Source organism: Pseudomonas sp. RIT778 (assembly GCF_019718735.1).
In the GTDB taxonomy this organism is placed as follows: domain Bacteria; phylum Pseudomonadota; class Gammaproteobacteria; order Pseudomonadales; family Pseudomonadaceae; genus Aquipseudomonas; species Aquipseudomonas aphyarum.
Map to the genome: position 1 here is coordinate 26,033 of NZ_JAIHBA010000023.1, position 26,141 is coordinate 52,173.

A 26,141-nucleotide genomic window follows, 5' to 3' on the forward strand; every position below is an offset into this window, starting at 1 on the left:
AAGCCCCGACGATGAACAGAACCATTGCAGCCCTCATGCTTGGAAGTCTTTTGTCTGCCACCGCACCGCTTGCAATGGCGGGAAGCAGCGTCCCGCCAACCGGCATTCCTGGAGTCAATCAGGGAGGCACCGAATCCAAGGAAGACAAGGCCGACAAAAAGGGTGAGGAAGCCTCGGGGTCGAACTCCGGTGCAGAGACCCATGAGACAGAGAAGGATGCGCAAACATCCAGCGAATCAAAGAATGGGATGGAAGAAAAGAAACCCTGAACGACTTTGCCGCCTCTGCAGTTTTCGCAGACACAAAAAAGCCGATCTTCCGATCGGCTTGACTGTTTTACGCGCATCCCTTTTCCAAGGCCGGGATGATGGACTTCAGCGTTTGAGCTTGCGCTTGTTGCGGTATTGGTCGATCACCACCGCGACCACGATGATCAGTCCCTTGATGATGTCCTGGATGTAAGCATCGACCCCGACAAACGTGAACCCGCTGGCCATCACCCCCAGGATCAGTGCGCCGATTACCGTGCCGGTGATGCGCCCCACCCCGCCCGCCAGACTGGTACCACCGATAACTGCGGCGGCAATCGCATCCAGCTCATAGGACATGCCCATCCCGGCCTGTCCGGTGGCGGCGCGAGCCGAAGCCACCACGCCGGCCAGCCCCGCCAGCAACCCGGCGATGCTGTAGACGATGACCAGATGGCGTTTGACGTTGATGCCTGAGGTGCGCGCCGCCTGCATGTTGCCGCCGATGGCGTAGGTGTATTTGCCGTATTTGGTGTAGCGCAGCGCGATGTGGAAGATCACCGCCACCACCAGAAAAATGATCACCGGCATCGCGCCGTGGCCGATCGCCGTGTAGGAATCCGACAGCATGCTCACCGGCTGGCCTTCGGTGTAGTAACGCGCCAGGCCTCGGGCCGAAACCATCATGCCCAGCGTGGCAATGAACGGCGGAATCCCGGTGATGGCGATGATGCTGCCGTTGATCGCCCCCGCCAGCAGCCCGACACCGAGCCCGGCAATCACCGGAATCCAGACCGGCAAATCGGTCAGTGACGGGAACACCGCCCGGGCGAAATCCGAGGTCTGCGCCAGACTGGCCGCGATCATCGCCGACAACGCGAGTACCGAGCCCGACGACAGGTCGATACCGGTGGTGATGATCACCTGGGTCACGCCAATCGCCAGCAGGCCGATGATCGACACTTGCAGGATCATCAACACCAGCCGCTGGGAGTTCATCAGAAAGCTCTGATCGCGCACGATCCAGCCGAACAGTTCGAATACCAGGCCAATGCCGATCAGCACCAGGAAAATACTCAGCTCCGTCGGAAAGCGCCGGCGACTCTTGACCGGTGCCGTGGCCGGTTTGTTTTCCAGTATCGCGTTCATAACCACTCACCTTTCTATCGCATCATCGACGGCGGCCTCGGCCACCAGCGGTATCCATTAATGAACCGAGGACAGGCCCGAAGCCAGTTGCATCACCCGCTCCTGAGTCGCCTCGCTGCGGTCGAGGGTGCCCATCAGGTCGCCCTCGTGCATGACCATCACACGGTCGCTCATGCCGAGCACTTCCGGCAGCTCCGAAGAAATCATGATCACCGCCATGCCCTCGCTGGCGAGGTAGGCGATGAGCCGGTAAATCTCGGCCTTGGCGCCGACATCAATGCCGCGGGTCGGCTCGTCGAGAATCAGGATGCGCGGGTTGGTCATCAGCCAGCGGGCCAGCAAGGCCTTCTGCTGATTGCCACCCGACAGGGTGTCGATGCACTGCTCCAGCGACGGGGTTTTAACCCGCAGCTTCTTGCACATGTCCTCGCACAAGGCGCGCAAGGCCTTTTGCTGGATGAACCCGTGGCCGGCGTAATACGGCAGGACGGCCATTTCCATGTTCTCCAGCACCGAGAGACACGGGAACAGACCACTGAGCTTGCGATCCTCGGTCAACAGCGCGAAGCCCTTCTCGATCGCCATGTGCGGATCACTGATGCGCACCACCTCGCCATCGAGGCGGATCTCGCCACCGTCGCTGGGCGTGATGCCGAAGATCGCCTCAGCCACATTGGTCCGGCCCGAGCCCATCAACCCGGCGATGCCCAGGATTTCCCCGGCGTGCAGGTCGAAGGACACACCCTTGAAAATGCCATCGAGCTTGAGGTCGCGCACCGACAGCAACAGATCGCCGATCGGCTTTTCCCGCACCGGAAACAACTGGCTCAACTCGCGACCGACCATCATCGAAATCAGGCTGTCGCTGTCCATGGAATCGGCCCGCTGCAGGCCGATGTAGGCCCCGTCGCGAAACACCGCCACTTCATCGGCGATCGCGAACACTTCGTTCATTTTGTGGGTGATGTAGATGATGCCTTTGCCCTGGTTTTTCAGGTCGGCAATGATCGAGAACAGATGGGCGACTTCCTTGTCGGTGATGGCCGACGTCGGTTCGTCCATGATCAGGATGTCGGAGTCGTAAGACACGGCTTTGGCGATCTCGACCATCTGCCGCTCGGCGATACTCAGGTTGCCGACCAGTTCTTCGGGGTCAAGGTTGATCCGCAGGCGCTCCAGCAGTTTCGCCGTGCAGCGGTGCATTTCCCGGTGGTCGATCATGTGAAAGCCGTTGAGCTGCTCGCGGCCGATCCAGATGTTTTCGGCGATGCTCATGTGCGGCATCAGGTTGAGTTCCTGGTGGATCATCGCGATCCCGGCCTGAAGCGCTGCTAGCGGCGTTTCGAACACCACCGGCTTGCCCCGCAGGCGCAGCTCGCCGGCGTCTGGCTGGTAAATGCCGGCGATGATTTTCATCAGGGTAGATTTGCCCGCGCCATTCTCGCCCATGAGCGCCAGCACGGAACCGGGGCGTACCCGCAGTTGCACATCGGACAACGCCACCACACCGGGGAAACCCTTGCTGACGTTGAGGATCTCCAGCAGGTACGGCTCTTCGACAGGTAGTGCAGTGGGCGGGCTCCCCGTCACAGGGGTGCTCGAAGCAGTCGCTGAAGCGAACATGATCAGGTACTCCATCAGCAAGGTCGCGGTCGCCACCTTGCGGGCTTATTGTTGTTATTGAACGGACGGACTATTTGAACTGGTCAACGTTTTGCGGCGTGATCAGGCGGAACGGCACCCAGACCGCCGGCTCGACCGGCTCGTTCTTCGCCATTCTCACCGCGGTATCGATGGAACCGTCGGCCTGACCCTTGGCGTCCTGGAACACGGAAGCGGCCAGCGAGCCCTTCTTCACAGCGTTCAAGCCGTCCGGCGTGCCGTCGACACCCGCGATCAACACGCTGCCTTTGGCGACGCCGGCCTGTTGCAGGGCCATGGCGGCACCGATGGCCATTTCGTCGTTGTTGGAGACGACCGCGTCGAACTTGCGGCCCTGGGTCAGCCAGTCATTGACCAGCGTCATGCCCTTGTCCCGCAGCCAGACGCCGCTCTGCTCCTGCTCGACCTTGATGTCCGGGTATTTGGCCAGCACCTCTTTGACGCCCTTGGTGCGGTTGGTGGTGGAGTTGTTCGCCAGATCGCCCAGCAGAATCACGATGTCGCCCTTGCCGCCCATTTTGTCGGCGAGGTACTGCATCTGCATCTCGCCGGCTTCCAGGTCGTTGGAAGCAACGGTTACCACGCCTTTGGGCAGGTTCAGGTCATCGGGGCGGCGGTTGACGTAGACCAGCGGAATGCCGGCCTTCACTGCGGCTTCGGTGATCTTTTTGGTGGCGGCGGTATCCACCGGATTGACCACGATGGCGTCGACCTTCTGGCTGATGAAGCTTTCGACCTGGCTCAGTTGCTTGACCACGTCGCTGCGGGCGTCTTCGAACTGCAGCTTGACGCCGTCGGGATAGGACTTGGCTTTCTTGTCCATGGATTCACGCAGGTAGGTCAGCCAGGTGTCATCGAACTGGGACATGCTGACGCCGATCTTCATATCAGCCAGCACAGCGCCGCTGGCGAACATCAGGGACAAGGCCAGTGAGGCAAAGCGGGTCTTGGTCTTCATGAAAAGTCTTTCTCCACATTCTTGTTGGTTTTATGGATGAGGCATGACGATTTCAGTAAGCGGACAAGCAGTCGAAGCGTTGAAACGTATCCCGAGACAGTGAATCTGGAATCGACTTTATTGGAAAATATTTTCCATATCAACCTGTTTTAGAATTTTATTATGATTTTATTCCATGGCTTGCAAACTCGCTCAGTTCCACCACCTGATGACGCTTGAAACTCAGGCGCGCAGCGTCTAGCACGCGGGTTGTCGCCAGTGCATCACGGGCGTCAACGGGCAGTGGGCCACCGTTTTGCAACGCGATTTGTAGCTGCAAATAGAACTGACTCCAGCAGCCGCGCTCAGACGGAACCCGTTCGCGTTCCTCTCCGTGCTCGAACCAGCCCCAACGGCGGTGCTCCTCGACGCCCCAGCGCTCGCCTTCGGTTTTCGGCGAAAGCCCGGCCAGTGCCTGGGCCTCTTGCCCGTCCAGCCCCTCGACGCTGTAACAACCCAGCGTACCGCTCACCCGAAAGCGCGGGCCGGGGCTGTTCTGCAGGCAACTGCCGCCCAGGTGCGAGGTCACGCCGCTGGCGTGGGTCAGGGACATGAAGAAGCCGTGATCGAAGGTCTGGTCTTTTTCCAGGTAGTCCAGTTCGGCGTAGACCCGTGTCACCGGGCCGAACAGCAACAGCGCCTGATCGACCAGATGACTGCCAAGATCGCGCAGGAAACCACCGCCGCTGCCGTTGTGAACCGACGACGGCGAGTAACGCTCGATCCGCGACTCGAACCGGCTGACCTGGCCCAGCGCGCCGGATTCGATGAGTTTGCGCACGGTTAGAAAGTCCGAATCCCAGCGCCGGTTTTGATAGACGCTGAGCGGTACATTCTGGCGCTCGGCCATGGTGATCAGGGTTTGCGCCTGCTGCCAGTCGGCGGCGAACGGCTTGTCGCTGACCACCGCCACGCCGTGTTCGATGCCGTCGAGCACCAGTGCCGGCCGTCCTTTGAGGGGCGTCGATACCACCAGCACATCGATCCCGGCTTCCACCAACTGGCCGATGCTGTCGAAGGCCGGCACACCCGGATGCTCCGCCGCCAGCAACTGTCGGCGCTCCGCTGAACGGGTGACCACGCCGACGAACGTCGCCGCCGGCAGGCTGCTGATCAGCGGAGCATGAAAAAACCGGCCGCCATGGCCGTAACCGACAAGTCCGATGCGCATGTCTGAACTCCTTCTTATTGTTATGTCACCGCGTCTCGGGAAAACGCGGTGGTTGTGGGAGCAGCGTTAACCGTAGAACCTCGGGCGATCAGGCAGTGCAACGTTGACGATCGCTCCGCTGTTCTGCGCTTCGATGCACGCATCGGCCGCAACAGCAGCGGCGAAGCCATCCCACGCCGAAGGCCCACCGACCTGCCCTGCCCGCACGCCATCGATGAACGCCTGCAACTCGACGTCATAGGCCGCGATAAAGCGATCCTTCCAGTCCATCAAAATCGCGTTGGACAGCTTGGCCCCACTGCGCAATTGAACCTGGGACGGCTCCGGCAGTTTGGCGATGCCGGTCTCCCCCACCACTTCGCACTGGATGTCGTAGCCGTACTGGCAATTGACGAAAACCTCCACGTCGATGCGCGTGCCCTTGGCGGTTTCCAACAGCACGATCTGCGGATCCTTCAGGTGCGCGAGGGCTTTGCTGCTCTTGCGCGGGAACACCACCTGCACCGAGACGTAATCGTCGTCGAGCAACCAGCGCAGCACGTCCAGCTCATGGATCAGCGTGTCGGTGATCGCCATGTCGGTCTTGTAGTTTTCACCCACGCTCGGGTTGCGGTGCGCGCAATGCAGCATCAATGGTTCGCCGATCTGGCCGCTGTCGATCACCGACTTCAACGCGCGATAACCTTCATCGTACGGACGCATGAAACCGACCTGCACCAGCCGTTTGCCGTGGGCCACTTCGGCCTCGACAATTTTGCGGCAGCCTTCGGCGGTGACGGCCAGCGGCTTCTCGCAGAACACCGGTTTGCCCGCCGCAATCGCGGCCAGCACGAACTCTTCGTGGCTCGGGCCCCAGGAAGTGACGAGGATCGCGTCGACGTCCGGCGCCTGGATCAGCGCGTGGCCGTCGGGATAGACCTCGGCGGTCAGTTTCAGGTCAGCGACGACCTTGGCCGCCTGCTGCAGATTGATGTCGGTGACCGCCACGACCTGACTGTTGAGCAAGGTCTGGCTGCAACGACGGATGTGGTCCTGGCCGATGGCCCCGGTGCCGATGACGCCTAGCCGCAACGCTTGGGAAAGCAATGACATGAAAGGATTCCTTGTGGTTGTTCGATTCAGGGCAATCAGTAATGACGGGCCTTGGCCAGTCGTTCGTTCAGGGTTTTGGCCACCGCGTCGGTGCGGGCGCTGGTGGAGACTTGCGCCACGCCGACCCGCCACCACGACAGGTAACCGTGAATCATGGTCTTGGGCAGAACCTTGATGTCGATCAGGGTCGAGACCGTCTGCAAGCGCGCATCCGCCAGCGCCGCCTGCAGCCCTTCAACGGTGTTCACCTTGTAGGTCTTGCAGCCGTAGGCCGCCGCGCTCATGGCGAAATCCACCGGCACGAAAGCACCGTCGAGCTTGCCGGTTTGCGGGTTGCGGAAACGAAACTCGGTGGCAAAGCTGTCCATGCCGTTGCCCATCTGCAGGTTGTTGATGCAACCGAAGGTCATGTTGTCGAACAGCACCACGTTGATCTTGCGCCGCTCCTGGATCGAAGTGGCGAGTTCCGAGTGCAGCATCATGTAGGAGCCGTCGCCCACCAGCGCATAGACCTCGCGCTCGGGCTCGGCGAGCTTCACGCCCAGCGCGGCGTTCACCTCATAGCCCATGCACGAATAGCCGTACTCGACGTGATAGGTGTTCACCCCCTTGCTGCGCCAGCTGCGCTGCAAATCGCCGGGCAGGCTGCCGGCAGCGGCGACGATCACCGCATCATCGGCGAGGGTTTCATTGAGCACGCCGAGCACGCGACTTTGGGTCAGGCAGGAACCGGTCAGCTCGATGAATTCGCGCAACACCGCCGGATCGAGGTGGTCGTTGATTTCCGGGATGAAATCCCGTGCCTGGTAGTCGACCTGATACAGGCGATCCACTTCCTCATCCAGTTGCGCCTTGGCCTGACGAGGTTGATCGCCCCAGCCGGAACGGTAGTCGCCCAGCGCTTCGGCCAGCGCCGACAAACCTGTCCGGGCATCCGCCAGCAGTTGCACGCCGTCGAGTTTCAGGGCATCGCACGGGCTGATGTTGAGGTTGAGAAATTGCACGTCAGGGTGCTGGAACAAGGATTTCGACGCGGTGGTGAAATCGCTGTAACGAGTGCCGACACCGATGATCAGATCTGCGTCCTTGGCCAGCAGGTTCGCCGCCAGGCAACCGGTTTCGCCAATGCCGCCGACGTTCAGCGGATGGCTGGACACCAGCGCGCTTTTGCCGGCCTGGGTTTCGGCGAAGGGAATATCGAAGCGCTCGGCAAACGCCTGCAACGCCGCATTGGCGCCCGAGTATTTGACGCCGCCACCACAGATGATCAGCGGTTTGCGCTTGCCTTTGAACAGTGCCACGGCATCGCCGAGCATCGCTTCAGTGGCCGGACGACGCTCGATGCGATGCACGCGTTTTTGCAGGAAGTAATCGGGATAATCGTAGGCCTCGGCCTGCACGTCCTGCGGCAAGGCCAGGGTCACGGCGCCGGTTTCGGCGGGGTCGGTGAGCACGCGCATGGCGTGGATCGCTGCGGTCATCAATTGTTCGGGACGGTTGATGCGATCCCAGTATTTGCTCACGGCCTTGAACGCATCGTTGGTGCTGATGCTCAGGTCGTGGAACTGCTCGATCTGTTGCAACACCGGGTCCGGTTGACGGCAGGCATAGACATCACCCGGCAACAGCAGCAAGGGAATCCGGTTGGCGGTCGCGGTGGCGGCAGCGGTCAGCATGTTCGCCGCGCCCGGCCCCACGGACGAGGTGCAGGCGTAGATCTTGCGCCGCAGATGCTGCTTGGCGAAACCGATTGCCGCATGGGCCATGCCTTGTTCGTTGCGGCCCTGATGGACGATCAGGTCACCGCTGTCCTGCTCCAGTGCCTGCCCCAGGCCCAGCACGTTGCCGTGGCCGAAAATGGTAAAGATTCCGGCGACGAACTTGCTCTGAACGCCATCGACCTCGATGTACTGGTTATCGAGGAATTTCACCAGGGCCTGGGCCATGGTCAGTCTTGTTGTGGTCATAACCGCACCTTTCAAATTCAGATCCGATCCCTGCGAGGGGCACTGTCAACTCAGGGATTTGCTCAGGTGGTCCATACTCGCGCCGATCGCCGTCTGAATATCCGCCAGGCCATGGACGCTATCGGCAAACGGTTCAAACGACAGATAGCCGCTGTAGCCGCCAGCGAGCAGGCTGTTGATTTGCGCCGCGTTGCCGAGAATGTCGTCCGCGCCCACCAGCACCCGGTGGCCATCGCCAAGGGCTGCCAGCGGCGCCTCGGTCTCCTCGACACCGGAGATGTGCACCAGCCCGGTCAGCTCAGGGAAAAACTCCTGCTCACCGGCCAAATGGTGATGAAAGGTGTCGTGCACCAGACGGAACACATCCAGCCCGCCGACTGACTTGATCGCCTCCACCGCCGTGCGTTTGCGGCGCAGCGAGCAGGCTTTGAAACCCAGCGGCTCGATGAAACCCAGCAGGCCGTGATCGCGCAGGATCGGCGCCAGCTCGCTCAACGCGGTGCGCAGGCCCGCCGCACGTTCGGCGACGCTGCGCGGATCGGCGCGATCGTTCAACGGGCACATCACCAGCCCCCGCGCACCACAATCGCGGGCATAGGCCGCCAGCTTCAAGGCCTGCGCGCGGCGCTCGTCATTCCATACGTCAAACGGATACAACGCGTTGATCGACAGCACGCTGATGCCGTGGCCCGTGCACAACTCACGCACGTATTCGGGCGCGGTGCCGTCCTCGATCTCGATGCCTTTGAGGTCGTTGCGGATCTCGATGGCATCGGCCTTGAGAGTCACCGCCAACTCGATGAACGCCGGCAGGGACAAACGTGGAGCGACCATTCGGTTCAGGGCAAAACGCAGTGGAGTACTCATTCTTGTTGTTCTCCGCGCAAATAATTTATTTGGCCGTCGGCATGCTGAATTCCGGGCCCTTGGCAATGCTGTCGGGCCAGCGCTGCATCACGCTTTTGTAGCGACTGTAGAAACGAATGCCTTCTTCCCCGTAGGCGTGGTGATCGCCGAACAGCGAGCGCTTCCAGCCTCCGAACGAATGCCAGGCCATGGGCACCGGAATCGGCACGTTGATGCCGACCATCCCGACTTTGATGCTGCGGGCGAAGGCGCGGGCGATCCCGCCATCGCTGGTGAAGCACGACACGCCGTTGCCGAATTCATGAGCGTTGATCAACGCCACGGCACTGGCGAAATCCGGCACGCGCACGATGCCCAGCACCGGGCCGAAGATTTCCTGCTGATAGATGCTCATGTCGGTGGTGACGTGATCGAACAGCGTCGCGCCGACGAAAAAGCCCGCCTCGGCCCCCGGCACCTTGAAGTGGCGGCCGTCGACAATCAGCTGCGCGCCCTGTGCCACGCCCTGATCGATAAAGCCTTCCACCCTGGCCTTGTGTTCGGCGGTGACCAGCGGCCCCATGTCGCTGTCGCCTTGCAGACCGTTGCCGACTTTCAACTGATCGATGCGCGGCAACAGTTTGGCGATCAACTGATCGCCGACTTCACCGACCGCGACCGCAATCGAAATCGCCATGCAGCGCTCACCGGCCGAACCGTAAGCCGCGCCGATCAAGGCATCCGCCGCCTGATCCAGGTCTGCGTCGGGCATGACGATCATGTGATTCTTCGCGCCGCCCAGCGCCTGCACCCGCTTGCCGCGCGCGGTGGCCTGCTGGTGGATGTACTCGGCAATCGGCGTCGAACCGACAAACGAAATAGCCTCGATGTCCGGGTGCTGCAGCAAGGCGTCGACCGCCGTCTTGTCGCCCTGAACCACGTTGAACACGCCGTCCGGCAAACCGGCTTCGGTCAACAGCCGAGCCATCAGCAAACTGGCGGACGGATCGCGCTCGGACGGTTTGAGGATGAAGCAGTTGCCGGTGACCAGCGCCAGCGGAATCATCCACAGCGGCACCATCACCGGGAAGTTGAACGGCGTGACCCCGGCGCAGACGCCGAGTGGCTGACGCAGGTTCCAGTTGTCGATGCCGCCGCCGATGTTGTCGCTGAACTCGGTCTTCAACAGGTTCGGCGCACCGCAGGCGAATTCGACAATTTCGATGCCTCGGGTGACTTCGCCTCTGGCGTCGGAAAACACCTTGCCGTGTTCGCGGCTGATGATTTCAGCCAGTTCGTCGTGATGACGATCGAGCAATTCCTTGAACTTGAACATCACCCGCGAACGGCGCAGGGACGATTGCTCGGACCAGGCGGGAAATGCCTTCAGCGCCGAAGCGACGGCAGCGTCCACGGTCTCCTGGCTGGCCAACCCGACCCGCGCCTGAACGCCGCCGGTGGCCGGATTGAAGACATCGCTGAATCGTTCGCTACCGCTGTCCTGCACCTGACCATCGATGTAATGGCCTATGACCGGGGCGTCGCTCATTGTTCTTGTTCTCCGTGCGAAAGTTGGAATTCAGAGATCCAGCAGCCAGCTGTGCTGCGGATCGTTATGGAACTGCCAGACGCGTTTCGGCCCGGCCATCACGTTCAGGTAGTAGGACTCGTAGCCATACGGCACGCTGACCGGGTGATAGCCCTTGGGCACGACGACGAGGTCGCTGTTTTCCACGGCCATGGCCTGATCGATGCTGCGGTCGTCGGTGTAGACCCGCTGGAACACGAAGCCCTGGGGCGGGTTGATCTGGTGGTAGTAGGTTTCTTCGAGAAAGCTCTGGTGCGGCAGGTCGTCGGTGTCGTGTTTGTGCGGCGGATAGCTCGACGAGTGCCCCGACGGCGTACGGACTTCCACCACCAGCAGCGAATGGGCCGGCTCGCTGTCCGGCAGGATGTCGCAGACATAACGGGTGTTGGCGCCCTTGCCGCGCACGCTGCGCTTCATGGTTTCAGGCCTGATCAGGCGCGGGTCGAGATTTGTGGTGGTCGTACCGGGCGCGGCGCAAACCGCTACTTGCGCATCACTCAATGCCACCACCTGCGCCTGACTGCCGGGTGGCAGGTACGCGGCGAACGGGGATTTGTCTTCGAACACCGACTGGCGATCACCGAGGTTGTCCCAGTTGAATGCCCCCTGCCCCGGCGCTTCGCCGTGGATGCCGACCCGACCGCTGAGCAGCACCAGGCACAACTCTTTGTCACCCGCTGCGACTGGCAAGGTTTCACCCAGGCTCAATCGGTAGGCGGCGAAACCCACGTATTGCAGTTCACCTTCAGCCAGCTCGACCATGGTCCGGCCACGGGCATTGCTTTTGACCAGCAGGCTCATCGCGCAGTCCTCTCGTCGAGCAACGCACGCAAGGTGTCGAAGCCTTTTTTCGCGTAGACATAACTCGGCGCCACTGCTGGATCCTGCTCGGCCTCGACCACCAGCCAGCCGTGGTAGTCGGCCGCCAGCAGCACGTCCAGCAACTCGGCGAAGTCGATGTCACCATCCCCTGGCACGGTGAAGGTGCCGTTGATGATGCAGTCGGGGAAGCTCCACAGGTTGTTGCGCGCCAGTTGCACCACCGGTTTGCGCACGTCCTTGAAATGCACGTGGCAGATGCGCGACAGGTGTTTGTGCAGCACCTGCAAGGGCTCGCCGCCGCCCATGTAGCAATGGCCCGAATCGAACAACAGCCCGACTTCATTACCGGTCAACGCCATCAGGGTGTCGATGTCCGACGGCGATTCGACGTAGGCGCCCATATGGTGGTGATACGCCAAACGCACGCCTTGGGACAGAGTGAAGCGCGCCAGTTCGGTCAGCTTGTCGGCGTATTGCTGCCACGCCTGCTCGGTGTGAAAACGCGGGCGCTCGACCAGCGGAATTCGCTGGCCCTGAATGGAGTCGGCCACTTCACCGTAAACCAGCACGTTCGCGCCGTTCTTCGCCAGCAGCTCGACATGGCTGGCAATCGCGTCGATTTCCTCGGCCACCGAACGCCGCGCCAGGCGACTGGAATACCAGCCGGACACCAGCGCCAGGTCATACGGACGCAGCACGTCGCCAACGCCTTTGGCGTCCTTGGGAAACTTGCCGTTGAGTTCGAAGCCTTCATAACCGATGGCCTTGCCTTCGCTGAGGGCGGTGCTCAGCGGTGTTTCACCGCCGAGGGACGGCAGGTCGTCGTTGCTCCAGGAAATCGGGTTGATGCCAATTCGGATAGCGGGCATGGCTGCACCTTTTATTGTTATTTCTAGAATGTTCAACCGCGGCTCAGGCCCGGGCCGTACGCCAGGCATCGATCAGTTCGACAAAGGTGCTCTGTACCTGGCGGATCAGCGTCTCGTCGTCGATTTCCCCGGCCAGCCAGGCGCGGCTCGGCTCCTGGAAAATCGTCCGGCCCACGGCGAACCCGCGGCAGGTCTGGCTCTGACTGGCCTGTTGAAAGCCTTCGGCCAACGCTGACGCCGGGGCATTCAGGCCCAGAAGCACCACGCCTCGGCAATAGGGATCGCGTGCCTGGATCAGTTCGTCGAGCTGTTGCCATTCCTCGGCGCTTTGCGCTTCGATCTTCCACCACGCCGGATAGATGCCCAGGTTGTAGAGGCGTTTGAGCGCGCGATACAACACGTCGGGATGCGGTGAGGGGTGATCCTTGGGCGGGATGATTTCCAGCAGCAGTTCGTGACCGCTGACTTGTGACGCCTGATACAGCGCCTTGATCTGCGCTTCCTGCTCCAGCCGCAGCATCGGTTCGTCGTCCGGGTGGAATTGCACCAGGCATTTGATGATTTGTTCTTGCGGCCAGGCGATCAGGTTGCTGCCGATCGAGCGCCCGTGTTCGAAGGCCAGCGGCCGCGAACCCTGCACCTCGACCGGCCGCGCCACCCACCAGCCACGGCCGGTCGCGGCGTTCAGCGAGTCCTGGCCGAAACGCTGATCCGCCAGCAGCCCGACATCGGCTTCGATGCCCTGCTCGCGCAAATCGCTTTCGACCCGCTCCACGGCCTTGATGAACAGTTGCTTGAGTTCGCCGATGGCGCCGAGGTCGCGTCCGCCCTTCTGGGCCAGTTCCACCAATTGCCCGCGATGGTCGAAGGCAAAGATGAACAATTGCTTCCACTGTTTGCGCGGCACACTGACCTGATGCAGGCGTTGCAGGGTGACGTCCTGATCCGGACGGGTAATCGGCACCGGGCTGCTGAACAGGTAATCCAGTTCGGCACGGGTCGGCATCGCCGGCGCGCAGGCATGACGCGACACCACCAGTCCACCGCAGGCATTGGCCAACTGGCAGCAACGCTCGTCGCTTGCGTCCTCCAGCCAACCGCTGAGGAAACCCGACATGAACGCATCGCCGGCGCCCAGCACGTTCAGCACTTCGACTCGCACGCCGGGATAAATCGCGCCGTCTTCAAGACGTTGTGGAATCTCCCCGTGGATCACTGTGCAACCTTGCGGGCCGAGCTTGACCACCAGGGTTGCCGCGCTCAATCGTCGGACATTGCGCAGCGCGGTGAGCAAATCCTCTGAACCGCCGGCCATCAGAAACTCTTCCTCCGTCCCGACCACAAGGTCGAAGCGCGGGAGGATTTGTTGCACATGTTGGGTGACGTTCTGATCGGCAACGAAACGGGTTTCGCCGTCCGCCTTGCCGGCGAGCCCCCACAGGACCGGACGGTAGTCGATGTCCAGCACCCGTTTGACGTTGTGCTTTTCGGCGTAGTCCAGCGCCTGGGTGCTCGCCTTGTAGACGCCGTCGGTGGAGAAATGGGTGCCGGTGATCAGCAAGGCTTTGCTGGAGGCGATAAAGGCTTCGCTGATGTCTTCGGCCCGCAACGCCATGTCGGCGCAATTTTCACGGTAGAAAACCAGGGGAAAGGTTTCCCGATCCTTGAGACCGAGCAGCACCATGGCGGTCAGACGCTCCGGATCGACCTTGATGCCGCTGACATCACAGCCTTCACGGGCCAGCGACTCGATCAGGAAACGCCCCATGTGATCGTCGCCGGTCCGGCTCAGCATCGCCGACCTGAGCCCCAGCCGGGCGGTGCCGAACGCGATGTTGGCGGAGGAGCCGCCGAGGTATTTGGCGAAGCTGCTCACATCCTCCAGCCGTGCCCCGACTTGCTGCGCATAGAGGTCGACGCCGAGGCGTCCGAGGCAAATCAGATCCAATTGACGTCCACTGGCAAAACGAGTCTGGCCCATGCTGGCTCCTGTTATTTTTATCAGCCTGTACCCAACGCGGTGACCGCGCCGGACACTCTTGGTGGATGCAGACTAAAACGAGCCGGATCGAACAATCAATAAATATTCCAATTATTTTTCATGTGGAATATTTTTTCCAATAAACTTCAGTGCAGGCGCTCCAGAGGCAGTGCATCGTTTCAGCAGGCATCGCGCTGGCGCAAGCCCAAGATTTTGTCGGGGCCGAGCCTGTAGACTGCGCACAGCCAAACTATTGTCAGGGGACGAGACGTAACCGTTCCTATAAGAACAAGCCAGAAGGATTATTTATGTCCCGCACCGATCAGCCGGCTACCGCCGAGAGCACGCCCGAGAGCGATCTTGCCAGCCCCCCGATCAATGCCGAGCGTCTGCTGCAGCTCATCACCACTGAATACGAAAGCCTGCCGCGCCAGCTCAAACGCATCGCCAGTTACATGAGCCAGCAAAGCGACCGGATCATGGTCGACCGCATCAGCGACATCGCCCGCGAGTGCGAAGTGCATCCGTCGGCCATCGTGCGGTTTTCCCAGCGTTTCGGTTTCAGCGGATTCAGTGAAATGCAGGCGCTGTTCCGCGAGGCGTATACCCACAAAGCCACGCCGGTACAGAACTACCAGCAGCGCATTCGCAGCATGATCGCCAACAAGTCGCAGAAAGCCAGCGGCGGCGACCTGGCCCGCGAGTGCATCGACGCCACCCTGTCGGGCATCGAACGCCTGGGCCAGGAACTGGATGACCAGGCCTTCGAAAAAGCCGTGGATCTGGTGGTCAATGCCGACAATATCTACGTGGTCGGCGTGCGCCGCTCGTTCGCGGTGGCTGATTATCTGGTCTACAACCTGCAACATACCAACAAGCGCATCCACCTGGTCTCGGGCCTCGGCGGCAGCTATCGCGAGCAGATGCGCAGCGTGCGTGCCAATGACCTGGTGATCGCCATCAGCTTCACGCCGTATGGCAAGGAAACCCAGCACTGCCTGCGCATCGCCCAACACCATCAGGCGAAAACCCTGATCATCACTGACAGCAATCTCTCGCCCTTGGCCAAACGCGCCAACACCCTGCTACTGGTCAACGAAGGCAGTTCGTTTGCGTTCCGTTCTCTGAGTGCGACCTTGTGCCTGTGCCAGGCGCTGTTTATCGCCGTGGCCTATCGACTGGAGTTGAAGGTGGACGAGATTCACGAGCAAGTCGGGTTCGAGGACTGACCGGAACACCGTCATCCCCGCAAACGCGCAATTCAAAATATTTATTCCATTATTTGAACGCAGGGAATATTTATTCTATAAACAGGATCTCTGAAAACAAGAACTCAAAGGATCCTGTCATGCGTGAACTCGGAATCGGCCTTATCGGCACGGGCTTCATGGGGCGCGCCCACGCCCTGGCCTTTCGCAATGTCGGCGGGGCATTCGAACTGCCCTTCACCCTTCGCCTGGCCGCCCTGGCTGACGCCGATCCCGCACGCGCACAAGCCTGCGCCACCGCCTGGGGTTTTGAGCAGGCCCATGGCGACTGGCAGCGATTGATCGATGACCCCAAGGTCAACCTCATCGCCATCACCACACCCAATCACCTGCACTACCCGATGGCCATGGCCGCTCTTGCTGCCGGCAAACCGGTTTACTGCGAAAAGCCATTGGCGGTGAATCTTGAACAAGCTCATGCCATGCACGTGGCGGCGAAGCATGCCGGCGTCGTCACCCGGGTCGGCTACAACTACCAACACAACCCGCTCATCGGCCTGGCACGCGAGCTGATCCTGAGTGGCGAACTCGGCGAGATCATCAGCTTTCAAGGTGAATTCAGCGAAGATTTCATGGCGGATCCAGCCTCCCCCTGGTCGTGGCGCTGCGAACCCGAACATGCCGGTGGAGCCCTGGCAGATCTGGGCAGTCACCTGCTCGCCATGGCGCGCTATCTAATGGGTGATGTCGAAGCGGTGTGTGCCGACTCCCAGACCGTCCATGGCCAACGCCCGGCCACAACCGGCAGCCAGGAACAACGCCGCATTGCGGTCGACGATCAGGCCCATGCGCTGTTGCGCTTCGCCAGCGGCGCATGCGGCACCTTCAGCAGCAGTTGGCTCAAGCATGGCTACAAGAATCATCTGAGCTTCGAAATCAGCGGCACCCGAGGCACCCTGGCGTTCGATCAGGAGCGTTTGAACGAGCTACGCCTGTGTCGCGCCGGCCAGGGTGGTTTCCAGCGTTTACTCGCAGGACCGGACTTGCCCGGCTACGCAGCATTCAGCCCGGCGCCGGGACATCAGCTGGGTTACAACGAGCTGAAAACGCTGGAAGCGCATGAGCTGATCATGGCGTTGGCCGGGAACGGGCAGACCGGGACTGATTTTGAAGAGGCATTTGAAGTTGAGAGGCTGGCGACGGCGATTCGGGTCGCGGCTGAGGAGCGGCGCTGGGTGTCTGTCCGTGAGATCACTGGCTAGTTTTGTGTGGGCACAAAAAAGCCGATCGGGGATGATCGGCTTGAGTGTCTGAATTTACTGAAGAGGAAACTGGGATCCCCTGCAAAAGTCCCTGCGCATGAAAAAGCCCAACTCGCTAAAGTTGGGCTAAGTCATTGAATTATATGGTCGGGACGGAGTGATTCGAACACTCGACCCCTAGCACCCCATGCTAGTGCGCTACCGGACTGCGCTACGCCCCGACTAGGTTTGAAACTCGTTCTCCATCTCGAAGAACGCTCAAGAATATATCGCAAGCTTTTGAAAACTGAAAGTATTTAAAAGCAGGAAATTATTTCTTGAGAACCACCAGAACATCTTCGAGCTCGGCGATCATCTGGCGGATCATTTGCTTGTATTGGGTGGTGTCGTCTTTGGCTTCATCGCCGGACAGGCGCAGGCGCGCGCCGCCGATGGTGAACCCCTGATCGTAAAGGAGCGCGCGGATCTGCCGGATCATCAGCACGTCCTGGCGCTGATAATACCGGCGGTTTCCGCGGCGTTTGACGGGGTTGAGTTGAGGAAACTCCTGCTCCCAGTAGCGCAGCACGTGTGGTTTTACCGCACACAGCTCGCTGACTTCACCGATGGTGAAGTAGCGTTTGCCCGGGATGACGGGTAGTTCGTCGTTATGACTTGGTTCCAGCATAAGCCTCAACTCGGGCCTTCAACTTCTGCCCTGGACGAAAGGTGACCACACGGCGAGCCGTGATCGGGATTTCTTCCCCCGTTTTCGGGTTGCGGCCAGGCCGCTGGCGTTTGTCCCGAAGGTCGAAATTGCCGAAACCCGACAATTTGACCTGCTCGTTGTCTTCAAGAGCGTGCCTGATTTCCTCGAAAAACAGTTCAACCAATTCCTTGGCTTCCCGCTTGTTCAGGCCCAGCTCTTCATACAGACGTTCCGCCATCTCAGCTTTCGTCAAAGCCCCCATACGTCACTTCCTTAACGTGGCGTTCAACCTTTGTTCGAGCGAGGTGAGGATATTTTGCGTCGTCGAATTCACCTCATCGTCATTAAGAGTGCGCGATGGATGCTGCCAGGTCAAGCCGACTGCGAGGCTTTTTCTATCAGGATCAATGCCTTTACCCTGATACACGTCAAATAGCCTGAGGTCTGTCAGCCATTCGCCTGCATTTTCACGGATTACGTCCAGTACAGCCGAGGCTGCAACGTCTTTGTGCGCAATCAGTGCCAGGTCACGACGCACTTCAGGAAAGCGCGACAACTCGTGGAATTTCGGCATTTTACCCAGAGCGACTTCAGCCAGAACCAGCTCGAAGACGAATACCGGACGGTCGAGACCCAGGGATTTCGACAGCTCAGGGTGAATCGCGCCGATAAAGCCGACTTCACGCCCTTCCCGCTCGATGCGTGCGGTCTGGCCTGGATGCAGCGCAGGGTGTTTGCCCGGTGCAAAAGTGAACTGATCCAGCGCACCGGCAAAGCCCAGCACTGCTTCTACGTCAGCCTTGACGTCGAAGAAGTCGACGGTATCGCGACCTTGCGCCCAGCCTTCCGGCAGACGGCTGCCGCATACCACACCGGCGATCATCGGCTCTTGCTTCAGACCTTCCAGCTGACCGACGAAGCGCAGACCACTCTCGAACAGACGAACACGATCCTGCTGACGATTGAGGTTGTGCTGCAACGCCTTGACCAGACCCGGCCACAGCGACGAACGCATGGCGGCCATGTCATTGGAGATCGGGTTCGCCAACAGCAGCGGTTCGACGCCCGGGTTGAACAGCTCGAATTGCTTCGGATCGATGAAGCTGTAAGTGATCGCTTCCTGATAACCGCGAGCAACCAGCAGACGACGCAGCTCCGGCAGATCGCTGCGCGCTTCGGCCTTGGCCTGTGGCGCCAGACGAGCTTGCGGGTAACGAACCGGCAGGCGGTTGTAACCATACAGACGTGCCAGCTCTTCGATCAGATCGACTTCCAGGCTGATATCGAAGCGATGGCTCGGCACTTCTACGCGCCACTGCCCTGCTCCGTCGGCGGAAACCTTCAGACCCAAAGCGTTGAGCAGACGCTCGACTTCGGCCGAATCCATTTCCATACCCAGCATCTGGGTGATGCGCTGAGCACGCAGGGTGATCGGCGCGATCGACGGCAGGTGCTGCTCGCTGACGGTCTCGATGATCGGGCCGGCTTCGCCGCCGGTGATTTCCAGCAGCAGGCCAGTGGCGCGCTCCATGGCTTCACGAGCCAGTTGCCAGTCCACGCCACGCTCGTAGCGGTGCGAAGCGTCGGTGTGCAGACCGTAGGAACGAGCCTTGCCCGCGACAGCGATCTGGTCGAAGAACGCACTTTCAAGGAATACGTCGCGAGTGGTCGCGGAAACACCGCTGTGCTCGCCACCCATCACGCCGGCAATGGCCAAAGCGCGAGTGTGGTCGGCGATCACCAGCGTATCGCTGCGCAGGCTGACTTCCTGACCGTCGAGCAGTACGAGCTTCTCGCCCTCTTCCGCCATGCGCACACGGATGCCGCCATTGATTTCGGCGAGATCGAAGGCGTGCAGCGGCTGGCCCAGCTCGAGCATCACGTAGTTAGTGATGTCGACGGCGGCGTCGATGCTGCGGACTTCGGCGCGACGCAGACGCTCAACCATCCACAGCGGCGTCGGCCTGGACAGGTCAACGTTACGGATGACACGGCCCAGGTAACGCGGGCAGGCAGCAGGTGCCAGGACTTCTACCGAGCGCACTTCATCGTGCACAGCCGGAACGGTCATCACTACCGGGCGAGTGACCGGAGCGTCGTACAGCGCGCCGACTTCACGGGCCAGACCGGCCAGGGACAGGCAGTCGCCGCGGTTCGGAGTCAGATCGACTTCGATGCTGGCGTCTTCCAGGTCCAGATAAACACGGAAATCTTCACCTACCGGCGCATCGGCCGGCAGCTCCATCAGACCGTCATTGCCTTCACCGACCTGCAGCTCGGATTGCGAGCACAGCATGCCGTTGGACTCGACGCCGCGCAGCTTGGCCTTCTTGATCTTGAAGTCGCCCGGCAGCTCGGCACCGATCATCGCGAACGGAATCTTCAGGCCCGGACGCACGTTTGGCGCACCGCACACGACCTGGAAAGTTTCCGCGCCGTTGCTGACCTGGCATACGCGCAATTTGTCGGCATCGGGGTGCTGCTCGGTGCTCAGCACCTCGCCCACGACCACGCCACTGAAAACACCGGCGGCCGGCGTAACGCTATCGACCTCAAGACCGGCCATCGACAGACGTGCAACCAGCGCGTCGCGATCTACCTGCGGGCTGACCCAGCCACGCAGCCATTGTTCACTGAATTTCATCCTGCTCTCCTAAGAATTCGTTACGACTAGCGAAATTGCGCGAGGAACCGCAAGTCGTTGTCGAAGAACAGACGCAAGTCGTTCACGCCGTAACGCAGCATGGCCAGACGCTCAACGCCCATGCCGAAGGCAAAGCCCGAGAACTCTTCCGGATCGATCCCGGACATGCGCAGCACGTTCGGATGAACCATGCCGCAGCCCATCACTTCCAGCCAGCCAGTCTGTTTGCAGACACGGCAGCCTTTACCGCTGCACATGACGCATTCCATGTCGACTTCGGCGGAAGGCTCGGTGAACGGGAAGTACGAAGGACGGAAACGCACGGCCAGTTCTTTTTCGAAGAACACCCGCAGGAACTCTTCGATCGTGCCTTTGAGGTCGGCGAAGTTGATATCGCGATCGACCAGCAGGCCTTCGACCTGGTGGAACATCGGCGAATGGGTGATATCGGAGTCGCTGCGGTACACACGGCCTGGGCAGACGATGCGGATCGGCGGCTTTTTCGATTCCATGGTGCGGACCTGTACCGGCGAGGTATGGGTGCGCAGCAACATGTTGGCGTTGAAATAGAAGGTGTCATGCATCGACCGGGCCGGGTGGTGGCCTGGGATGTTGAGCGCCTCGAAGTTGTGATAGTCGTCTTCGACCTCAGGGCCTTCGGCAATGCCGTAGCCGATATGAGTGAAGAACTGTTCGATACGTTCCAGAGTCCGGGTTACCGGATGCAGACCACCGGAGGTCTGACCACGGCCCGGCAGGGTCACGTCAATGGATTCGGCAGACAGTTTGGCAGCCAGTTCGGCTTCCTCAAACAGAGCCATGCGCGCATTGAGAACGCCTGTAACACGTTCCTTGGCAACGTTGATCAGGGCGCCGACCTGCGGACGCTCTTCTGCCGGCAAATTCCCCAGGGTCTTCATCACCTGAGTCAATTCACCCTTTTTGCCAAGGTATTGAACCCGGATTTGCTCCAGGGCATTGATATCTTCAGCGCTTTGCACAGCCTCTAGTGCTTGAGAGACCAGCGCATCCAGGTTTTCCATGTACAGACTCCAGATACAAAATAGGGGAAGAGCTTGAAGGCTCTTCCCCTATTTAAGACGTTTACCACCTGGCCCCACGGAGGTGGGGCCGGGTGATTGTCGGGGGTACTTAAGCCAAGGTGGCTTTAGCTTTCTCGACAATCGCAGCAAACACCGCTTTTTCGTTCACTGCCAGATCAGCCAGAACCTTACGGTCGATCTCGATGGACGCTTTTTTCAGGCCAGCGATGAAACGGCTGTAGGACAGACCGTTAACACGAGCACCAGCGTTGATACGAGCGATCCACAGAGCGCGGAACTGACGTTTTTTCTGACGACGGTCACGGTAGGCGTATTGGCCTGCCTTGATTACCGCTTGCTTGGCAACACGGAATACGCGGGAGCGTGCGCCGTAGTAGCCTTTAGCAAGTTTCAGAATTTTTTTGTGACGTTTACGGGCAATGACGCCACGCTTTACACGAGCCATGAGTTACTTCCTCTATTCTTGATCCAAAAATTAACGAAGGCGCAGCATGCGCTCGACTTTTGCCACGTCAGACGGATGCAGCAAGCTGCTACCGCGCAGTTGACGCTTACGCTTGGTCGACATTTTGGTCAGGATGTGGCTCTTGAAAGCGTGCTTGTGCTTGATACCGTTAGCAGTTTTCAGAAACCGCTTAGCAGCACCACTTTTGGTTTTCATCTTTGGCATGTTCGGATACTCCGCATTCAGTTGATAAACATAATCAGAAGGCCTGCCGTGCCCTGTTGATTACTTCTTCTTTTTCGGGGCGATGACCATGATCAGCTGGCGTCCTTCCATCTTAGGATGCTGTTCGACCGAACCGTACTCGAGCAGGTCAGCTTCAACCCGCTTGAGGAGTTCCATCCCCAACTCCTGGTGGGCCATCTCACGGCCGCGGAATCGCAAGGATACCTTGGCCCTGTCCCCGTCACTCAGGAAACGTACCAGGTTGCGCAGTTTTACCTGGTAATCCCCTTCCTCCGTCCCTGGACGAAACTTGATTTCTTTTACCTGAATCTGCTTCTGGTTTTTCTTCGCCGCAGCAATCTGCTTCTTCTTTTCGAAGATCGATTTGCCGTAGTCCATCACCCGGCAAACCGGTGGGACTGCGTCTGCAGAGATTTCTACCAGATCAAGCTTTGCTTCTTCAGCAATACGAAGCGCTTCATCAATCGAGACGATGCCAATCTGCTCGCCATCAGCGCCAATTAACCGAACCTCGCGTGCCGAGATATTCTCGTTGATCGGGGCTTTCGGTGCAGCTCGTTTATCTTGTCTCATTTCACGCTTAATAATAATTACTCCGAATCTGGGCGACCACGCCGGGAAACCGCTTGCGCGAGAAACTCAGCGAACTGGGCGACGGGCATCGAGCCCAGGTCAGCACCTTCACGAGTACGCACAGCGACAGTCTGCATCTCGACTTCCTTATCCCCAATAACCAAGAGATATGGAACCTTGAGCAAAGTATGCTCGCGGATTTTAAAGCCGATCTTTTCATTTCTCAAGTCGGACTTGGCACGAAACCCGCTTTCGTTGAGAGTTTTTTCGACCTGAGCGACGAAATCTGCCTGTTTATCAGTGATATTCATGATCACTGCCTGGGTTGGCGCCAGCCACGCAGGGAATGCACCTTCGTAGTGCTCGATCAGAATCCCGACGAAACGCTCGAACGAACCGAGTATCGCACGGTGCAACATCACCGGATGCTTGCGGCTGTTGTCTTCGGAGACGTATTCGGCCCCCAGACGCACAGGCAGGTTGAAATCGAGCTGCAAGGTACCACACTGCCACACGCGGCCGAGGCAATCTTTCAGCGAGAATTCAATCTTCGGACCGTAGAACGCACCCTCACCCGGCTGCAGATCGTACGGCAGGCCAGCGCTATCAAGGGCTGCAGCCAGGGCTGCTTCGGCGCGATCCCACAGCTCGTCGGAACCGACGCGCTTTTCCGGACGAGTGGACAGCTTCATCTCGACATCGGTAAAGCCGAAGTCGCGGTAAACATCCATGGTCAGCTTGATGAACGCCGCGGATTCAGCCTGCATCTGCTCTTCGGTGCAGAAGATGTGGGCGTCGTCCTGAGTGAACGCACGCACACGCATGATGCCGTGCAGCGCACCCGACGGCTCGTTACGGTGGCAGGCACCGAACTCAGCCAGACGCATCGGCAGCTCACGGTAGCTCTTCAGGCCCTGGTTGAACACTTGCACGTGGCAAGGGCAGTTCATCGGCTTGATGGCGTAGTCGCGGCTTTCCGACTCAGTGGTGAACATGTTGTCGGCGTAGTTGGCCCAGTGCCCGGATTTCTCCCACAGGCTGCGGTCAACGACTTGCGGCGTCTTGATCTCGAGATAGCCGTTGTCGCGCTGCACCTTGCGCATGTACTGCTCGAGTACCTGGTACAGCGTCCAGCCATTCGGGTGCCAGAACACCATGCCCGGCGCTTCTTCCTGAGTGTGAAACAGGCCCAGGCGCTTGCCGATCTTACGGTGATCGCGCTTTTCAGCTTCTTCGATACGCTGGATGTAAGCAGCCAGTTGCTTCTTGTCCGCCCACGCGGTGCCGTAAACGCGCTGCAATTGCTCGTTCTTGGCATCACCGCGCCAGTAGGCACCGGACAGCTTGGTCAGCTTGAAAGATTTCAGGAAGCGGGTGTTCGGCACGTGCGGACCGCGGCACATGTCGACGTATTCTTCGTGATAGTACAGGCCCATGGCCTGCTCGTTCGGCATGTCTTCGACCAGACGCAGCTTGTAGTCTTCGCCACGGGCCTTGAACACTTCGATCACTTCGGCACGCGGAGTGACTTTCTTGATGACGTCATATTCTGTATCGATCAGCTGTTGCATGCGCTGTTCGATGGCCGCCATGTCGTCCGGAGTAAAAGGACGCTCGAAGGCGATGTCGTAATAGAAGCCTTCGTCGATAACCGGCCCGATGACCATTTTTGCAGTCGGATACAACTGTTTGACCGCATGGCCGACCAGGTGGGCGCAAGAGTGGCGAATGATCTCCAGCCCCTCTTCATCCTTTGGCGTGATGATTTGCAGCGTCGCGTCGCTGTCGATGATGTCGCAGGCGTCGACCAGCTTGCCGTTGACCTTGCCGGCCACGGTGGCCTTGGCCAGACCTGCACCAATGGATGCGGCGACCTCGGCTACGGAAACCGGGTGATCGAATGAACGTTGACTGCCGTCGGGAAGAGTAATAGTTGGCATGGCGCCTCCTCTCCTAGTGGTGACCCCTACCAAAGGTCACGTGGGTTGGGATGAGCCAGTACAAGATCCGATCCAGGCCATTCAATGACGAACGCCTGCCTTACAGCGGCAGGAGCCTTGCGGCCAACCGGAAAACCGAACCAGAGTGACTGGGATTCAAATCAGAAAATTCGTGCACTGCCGCTACCGGGACTGAAGGTCATCCGGAGCCTGCGAACGCCCGAGCCAGGCATGCTAGCACAGATGAACGGTCACCGATGCACTCTGGTTTTTACCGAGAGGCAAATCGTCTGTTTTATGCCAGAGTGCTGAACTTGATCGGCCTTTGAGCCCTCAGATAACAAGACATTGACCCACAAGGAGCATCCTCGCATGCGTCTTAATACCCTGCTTGCTGCAGTCGTCCCCCTCGTTTTGCTGCTGCCGCTGAGCGCCCACGCTGACTGGCCAAAGGGCGAGCGTGAGAAATACATGGCTCAGTGCACCCAGGCGGCCACTCCGCAAATCGGTGCCGCTGCCGCAAAATCCCACTGCGCGTGCGGTGCCGATGCCATCAAGTCCTACCCGGCCAGCGACATTCAGGCATTGATGGACAACAAGGCCACGCCTGAACTGCAACAGAAAGCCTTGGGGCAAATTGCCAAATGCAAGGCCAATACCCCGGCGAAAAAATGATGAAACAGGCCTTTTCACTGCCCCCAGCACTGCTGAAAAGCATCTGAATCAGGCCTTTTCGTACGATTTATGCAGGTTTTACAGGTTTTTTTGTTGTCTTTATTTTTCGCTCGAGGCCTTATAAACCGGGGCCTCCAGCCGAAACAGGCAGTAAAGAAAACACGACTGATTGGCAAACAGCACGTCCGGGGGGCTACCAAAGCGAACATTTCGACTATGATACCCCGGTGTGCCCAGTTGGCCTGAGCAGCACAGTACTACTGAAAATATATGTTTCTTGGAGATACACCATGTCTAATCGCCAAACCGGCACCGTTAAATGGTTCAACGATGAAAAAGGCTTCGGCTTCATCACTCCTCAAGGTGGCGGTGACGACCTGTTCGTACACTTCAAAGCTATCGAAACTGACGGTTTCAAAAGCCTGAAAGAAGGCCAGACCGTTTCCTTCGTGGCTGAGAAAGGCCAAAAGGGTATGCAAGCTGCACAAGTTCGCCCAGAGTAATTTCCCGGCGCACTAAAAAAACCCCGTCCATGTGACGGGGTTTTTTATGGGTGAAACAAAAGCCCGAAGGCTCAGCCGCAGTTGACGCGGGTGATCACCAGGTTCTGATCGGTATTCAGGTTAAGGCGATCGGAACGGTACTCCAAAGTAATCATGTCATTAGGCTTGAGGAAGCGGGCGTTCTGCGCACCGGCTTTCTTGCGTGCCTGCTCCAACAGCTCCGGCGAAGCTTTCTTGCCGAGAGCGAACTCCGCTGCCGATGCTTCACAACGACCATGTCCGGCCTCAGTCGCCACGGGTTCCTTCTGCGACTCGCTGGAGGTCGTAGAGCAACCAGCCAACAGAGCAACGGCCATCAGTGCACCCAGTGACGCGAACTTCCAAGGCATTGAAGCCTCCTTATTTCAATTTTGAGCAGAGATCGTGCGACCGCCAATACGGCGTTTGGTTTCACGGTGAGTGCTATCACCCTGCCCCACGATCGGAAAAACGCCGAGTGTG

At 59.5% G+C, this 26,141-nt stretch carries 25 protein-coding genes and 1 tRNA gene; 5 read left to right on the forward strand and 21 right to left on the reverse strand.

Annotated elements, in window-relative coordinates:
- Nucleotides 1-11: 11 nt before the first annotated feature.
- A complete protein-coding gene (locus K5E37_RS16935; RefSeq protein ID WP_085607776.1) occupies nt 12-269 on the forward strand; it encodes a hypothetical protein in 258 nt (85 codons plus the stop codon).
- 105 nt (nt 270-374) lie between these two features.
- Here K5E37_RS16935 and K5E37_RS16940 read toward each other — a convergent pair whose 3' ends face one another.
- The 11 genes from K5E37_RS16940 to iolC form a co-directional block, all read right to left on the reverse strand.
- The gene (locus tag K5E37_RS16940) at nt 375-1,397 is read right to left on the reverse strand and encodes an ABC transporter permease (RefSeq protein ID WP_007956055.1); all 1,023 of its coding nucleotides are present in this window, start codon (nt 1,395-1,397) and stop codon (nt 375-377) included.
- A gap of 57 nt (nt 1,398-1,454) precedes the next feature.
- The gene (locus K5E37_RS16945; RefSeq protein WP_221534584.1) at nt 1,455-3,020 is read right to left on the reverse strand and encodes a sugar ABC transporter ATP-binding protein; all 1,566 of its coding nucleotides are present in this window, start codon (nt 3,018-3,020) and stop codon (nt 1,455-1,457) included.
- A 70-nt stretch (nt 3,021-3,090) separates the two neighbouring features.
- Entirely contained in the window at nt 3,091-4,017 is a 927-nt protein-coding gene (locus K5E37_RS16950) for a sugar ABC transporter substrate-binding protein (protein WP_085732515.1), read from the reverse strand.
- Between the two features lie 160 nt (nt 4,018-4,177).
- Nucleotides 4,178-5,227, reverse strand: a complete 1,050-nt coding sequence (locus tag K5E37_RS16955; protein WP_221534585.1) for a Gfo/Idh/MocA family protein — start codon at nt 5,225-5,227, stop codon at nt 4,178-4,180.
- Nucleotides 5,228-5,293: 66 nt separating this feature from the next.
- Nucleotides 5,294-6,319 carry a Gfo/Idh/MocA family protein gene (locus tag K5E37_RS16960; RefSeq protein ID WP_085607781.1) on the reverse strand — a complete coding sequence of 342 codons (1,026 nt, stop codon included), beginning with the start codon at nt 6,317-6,319 and terminating at the stop codon, nt 5,294-5,296.
- Between the two features lie 35 nt (nt 6,320-6,354).
- A complete protein-coding gene (gene iolD, locus K5E37_RS16965) occupies nt 6,355-8,286 on the reverse strand; it encodes a 3D-(3,5/4)-trihydroxycyclohexane-1,2-dione acylhydrolase (decyclizing) (RefSeq protein WP_221534586.1) in 1,932 nt (643 codons plus the stop codon).
- 45 nt (nt 8,287-8,331) lie between these two features.
- A complete protein-coding gene (locus tag K5E37_RS16970) occupies nt 8,332-9,153 on the reverse strand; it encodes a TIM barrel protein (protein ID WP_221534588.1) in 822 nt (273 codons plus the stop codon).
- Between the two features lie 25 nt (nt 9,154-9,178).
- Nucleotides 9,179-10,681, reverse strand: coding sequence for a CoA-acylating methylmalonate-semialdehyde dehydrogenase (locus K5E37_RS16975; RefSeq protein ID WP_221534590.1), 1,503 nt, complete (start codon nt 10,679-10,681; stop codon nt 9,179-9,181).
- 30 nt (nt 10,682-10,711) lie between these two features.
- Nucleotides 10,712-11,521: a 5-deoxy-glucuronate isomerase gene (iolB, locus tag K5E37_RS16980; RefSeq protein WP_221534592.1), complete on the reverse strand. Its 810-nt coding sequence runs from the start codon at nt 11,519-11,521 to the stop codon at nt 10,712-10,714.
- The gene (gene iolE / locus K5E37_RS16985; RefSeq protein ID WP_221534595.1) at nt 11,518-12,411 is read right to left on the reverse strand and encodes a myo-inosose-2 dehydratase; all 894 of its coding nucleotides are present in this window, start codon (nt 12,409-12,411) and stop codon (nt 11,518-11,520) included. Before iolE ends, iolB begins: the two co-directional genes overlap by 4 nt.
- 43 nt (nt 12,412-12,454) lie before the next feature.
- Nucleotides 12,455-14,392 (reverse strand): bifunctional 5-dehydro-2-deoxygluconokinase/5-dehydro-2-deoxyphosphogluconate aldolase, encoded by a 1,938-nt coding sequence (iolC, locus tag K5E37_RS16990; RefSeq protein WP_221534597.1) that lies wholly within the window; start codon nt 14,390-14,392, stop codon nt 12,455-12,457.
- Between the two features lie 308 nt (nt 14,393-14,700).
- On the opposite strand from iolC, the gene K5E37_RS16995 reads away from it, so the two are divergent.
- Nucleotides 14,701-15,621 (forward strand): MurR/RpiR family transcriptional regulator, encoded by a 921-nt coding sequence (locus tag K5E37_RS16995; RefSeq protein WP_085607793.1) that lies wholly within the window; start codon nt 14,701-14,703, stop codon nt 15,619-15,621.
- 119 nt (nt 15,622-15,740) lie between these two features.
- Nucleotides 15,741-16,862: a Gfo/Idh/MocA family protein gene (locus K5E37_RS17000; protein WP_221534600.1), complete on the forward strand. Its 1,122-nt coding sequence runs from the start codon at nt 15,741-15,743 to the stop codon at nt 16,860-16,862.
- A gap of 144 nt (nt 16,863-17,006) precedes the next feature.
- Here the strand turns inward: K5E37_RS17000 and K5E37_RS17005 are convergent.
- From K5E37_RS17005 to thrS, 9 genes are all read right to left on the reverse strand, one after another.
- Nucleotides 17,007-17,083, reverse strand: a tRNA-Pro gene (locus K5E37_RS17005).
- Between the two features lie 89 nt (nt 17,084-17,172).
- Nucleotides 17,173-17,529, reverse strand: coding sequence for a MerR family transcriptional regulator (locus K5E37_RS17010; protein ID WP_003179985.1), 357 nt, complete (start codon nt 17,527-17,529; stop codon nt 17,173-17,175).
- Nucleotides 17,510-17,812, reverse strand: a complete 303-nt coding sequence (gene ihfA, locus K5E37_RS17015) for an integration host factor subunit alpha (RefSeq protein WP_002553164.1) — start codon at nt 17,810-17,812, stop codon at nt 17,510-17,512. Before ihfA ends, K5E37_RS17010 begins: the two co-directional genes overlap by 20 nt.
- 3 nt (nt 17,813-17,815) lie before the next feature.
- Complete coding sequence (gene pheT / locus K5E37_RS17020; protein WP_085607825.1) at nt 17,816-20,194, reverse strand: phenylalanine--tRNA ligase subunit beta; 2,379 nt, start codon at nt 20,192-20,194, stop codon at nt 17,816-17,818.
- A 26-nt stretch (nt 20,195-20,220) separates the two neighbouring features.
- Nucleotides 20,221-21,237, reverse strand: coding sequence for a phenylalanine--tRNA ligase subunit alpha (gene pheS / locus K5E37_RS17025; protein WP_011333387.1), 1,017 nt, complete (start codon nt 21,235-21,237; stop codon nt 20,221-20,223).
- A gap of 109 nt (nt 21,238-21,346) precedes the next feature.
- Nucleotides 21,347-21,703 (reverse strand): 50S ribosomal protein L20, encoded by a 357-nt coding sequence (rplT, locus tag K5E37_RS17030; RefSeq protein WP_007913489.1) that lies wholly within the window; start codon nt 21,701-21,703, stop codon nt 21,347-21,349.
- A 30-nt stretch (nt 21,704-21,733) separates the two neighbouring features.
- Nucleotides 21,734-21,928 carry a 50S ribosomal protein L35 gene (rpmI, locus tag K5E37_RS17035; RefSeq protein ID WP_002553160.1) on the reverse strand — a complete coding sequence of 65 codons (195 nt, stop codon included), beginning with the start codon at nt 21,926-21,928 and terminating at the stop codon, nt 21,734-21,736.
- Nucleotides 21,929-21,988: 60 nt separating this feature from the next.
- Nucleotides 21,989-22,540: a translation initiation factor IF-3 gene (gene infC / locus K5E37_RS17040; RefSeq protein ID WP_170929410.1), complete on the reverse strand. Its 552-nt coding sequence runs from the start codon at nt 22,538-22,540 to the stop codon at nt 21,989-21,991.
- Entirely contained in the window at nt 22,540-24,462 is a 1,923-nt protein-coding gene (gene thrS, locus K5E37_RS17045) for a threonine--tRNA ligase (protein ID WP_007956031.1), read from the reverse strand. Before thrS ends, infC begins: the two co-directional genes overlap by 1 nt.
- A 372-nt stretch (nt 24,463-24,834) precedes the next feature.
- Between thrS and K5E37_RS17050 the strand changes: the two genes are divergently transcribed.
- Both K5E37_RS17050 and K5E37_RS17055 read left to right on the forward strand, forming a co-directional pair.
- Nucleotides 24,835-25,137, forward strand: a complete 303-nt coding sequence (locus K5E37_RS17050; protein WP_085607829.1) for a hypothetical protein — start codon at nt 24,835-24,837, stop codon at nt 25,135-25,137.
- 290 nt (nt 25,138-25,427) lie between these two features.
- Nucleotides 25,428-25,640: a cold-shock protein gene (locus K5E37_RS17055; RefSeq protein WP_007956027.1), complete on the forward strand. Its 213-nt coding sequence runs from the start codon at nt 25,428-25,430 to the stop codon at nt 25,638-25,640.
- 71 nt (nt 25,641-25,711) lie between these two features.
- Here the strand turns inward: K5E37_RS17055 and K5E37_RS17060 are convergent, their stop codons facing one another.
- Nucleotides 25,712-26,029 (reverse strand): I78 family peptidase inhibitor, encoded by a 318-nt coding sequence (locus K5E37_RS17060; protein ID WP_007956025.1) that lies wholly within the window; start codon nt 26,027-26,029, stop codon nt 25,712-25,714.
- Between the last annotated feature and the right edge of the window lie 112 nt (nt 26,030-26,141).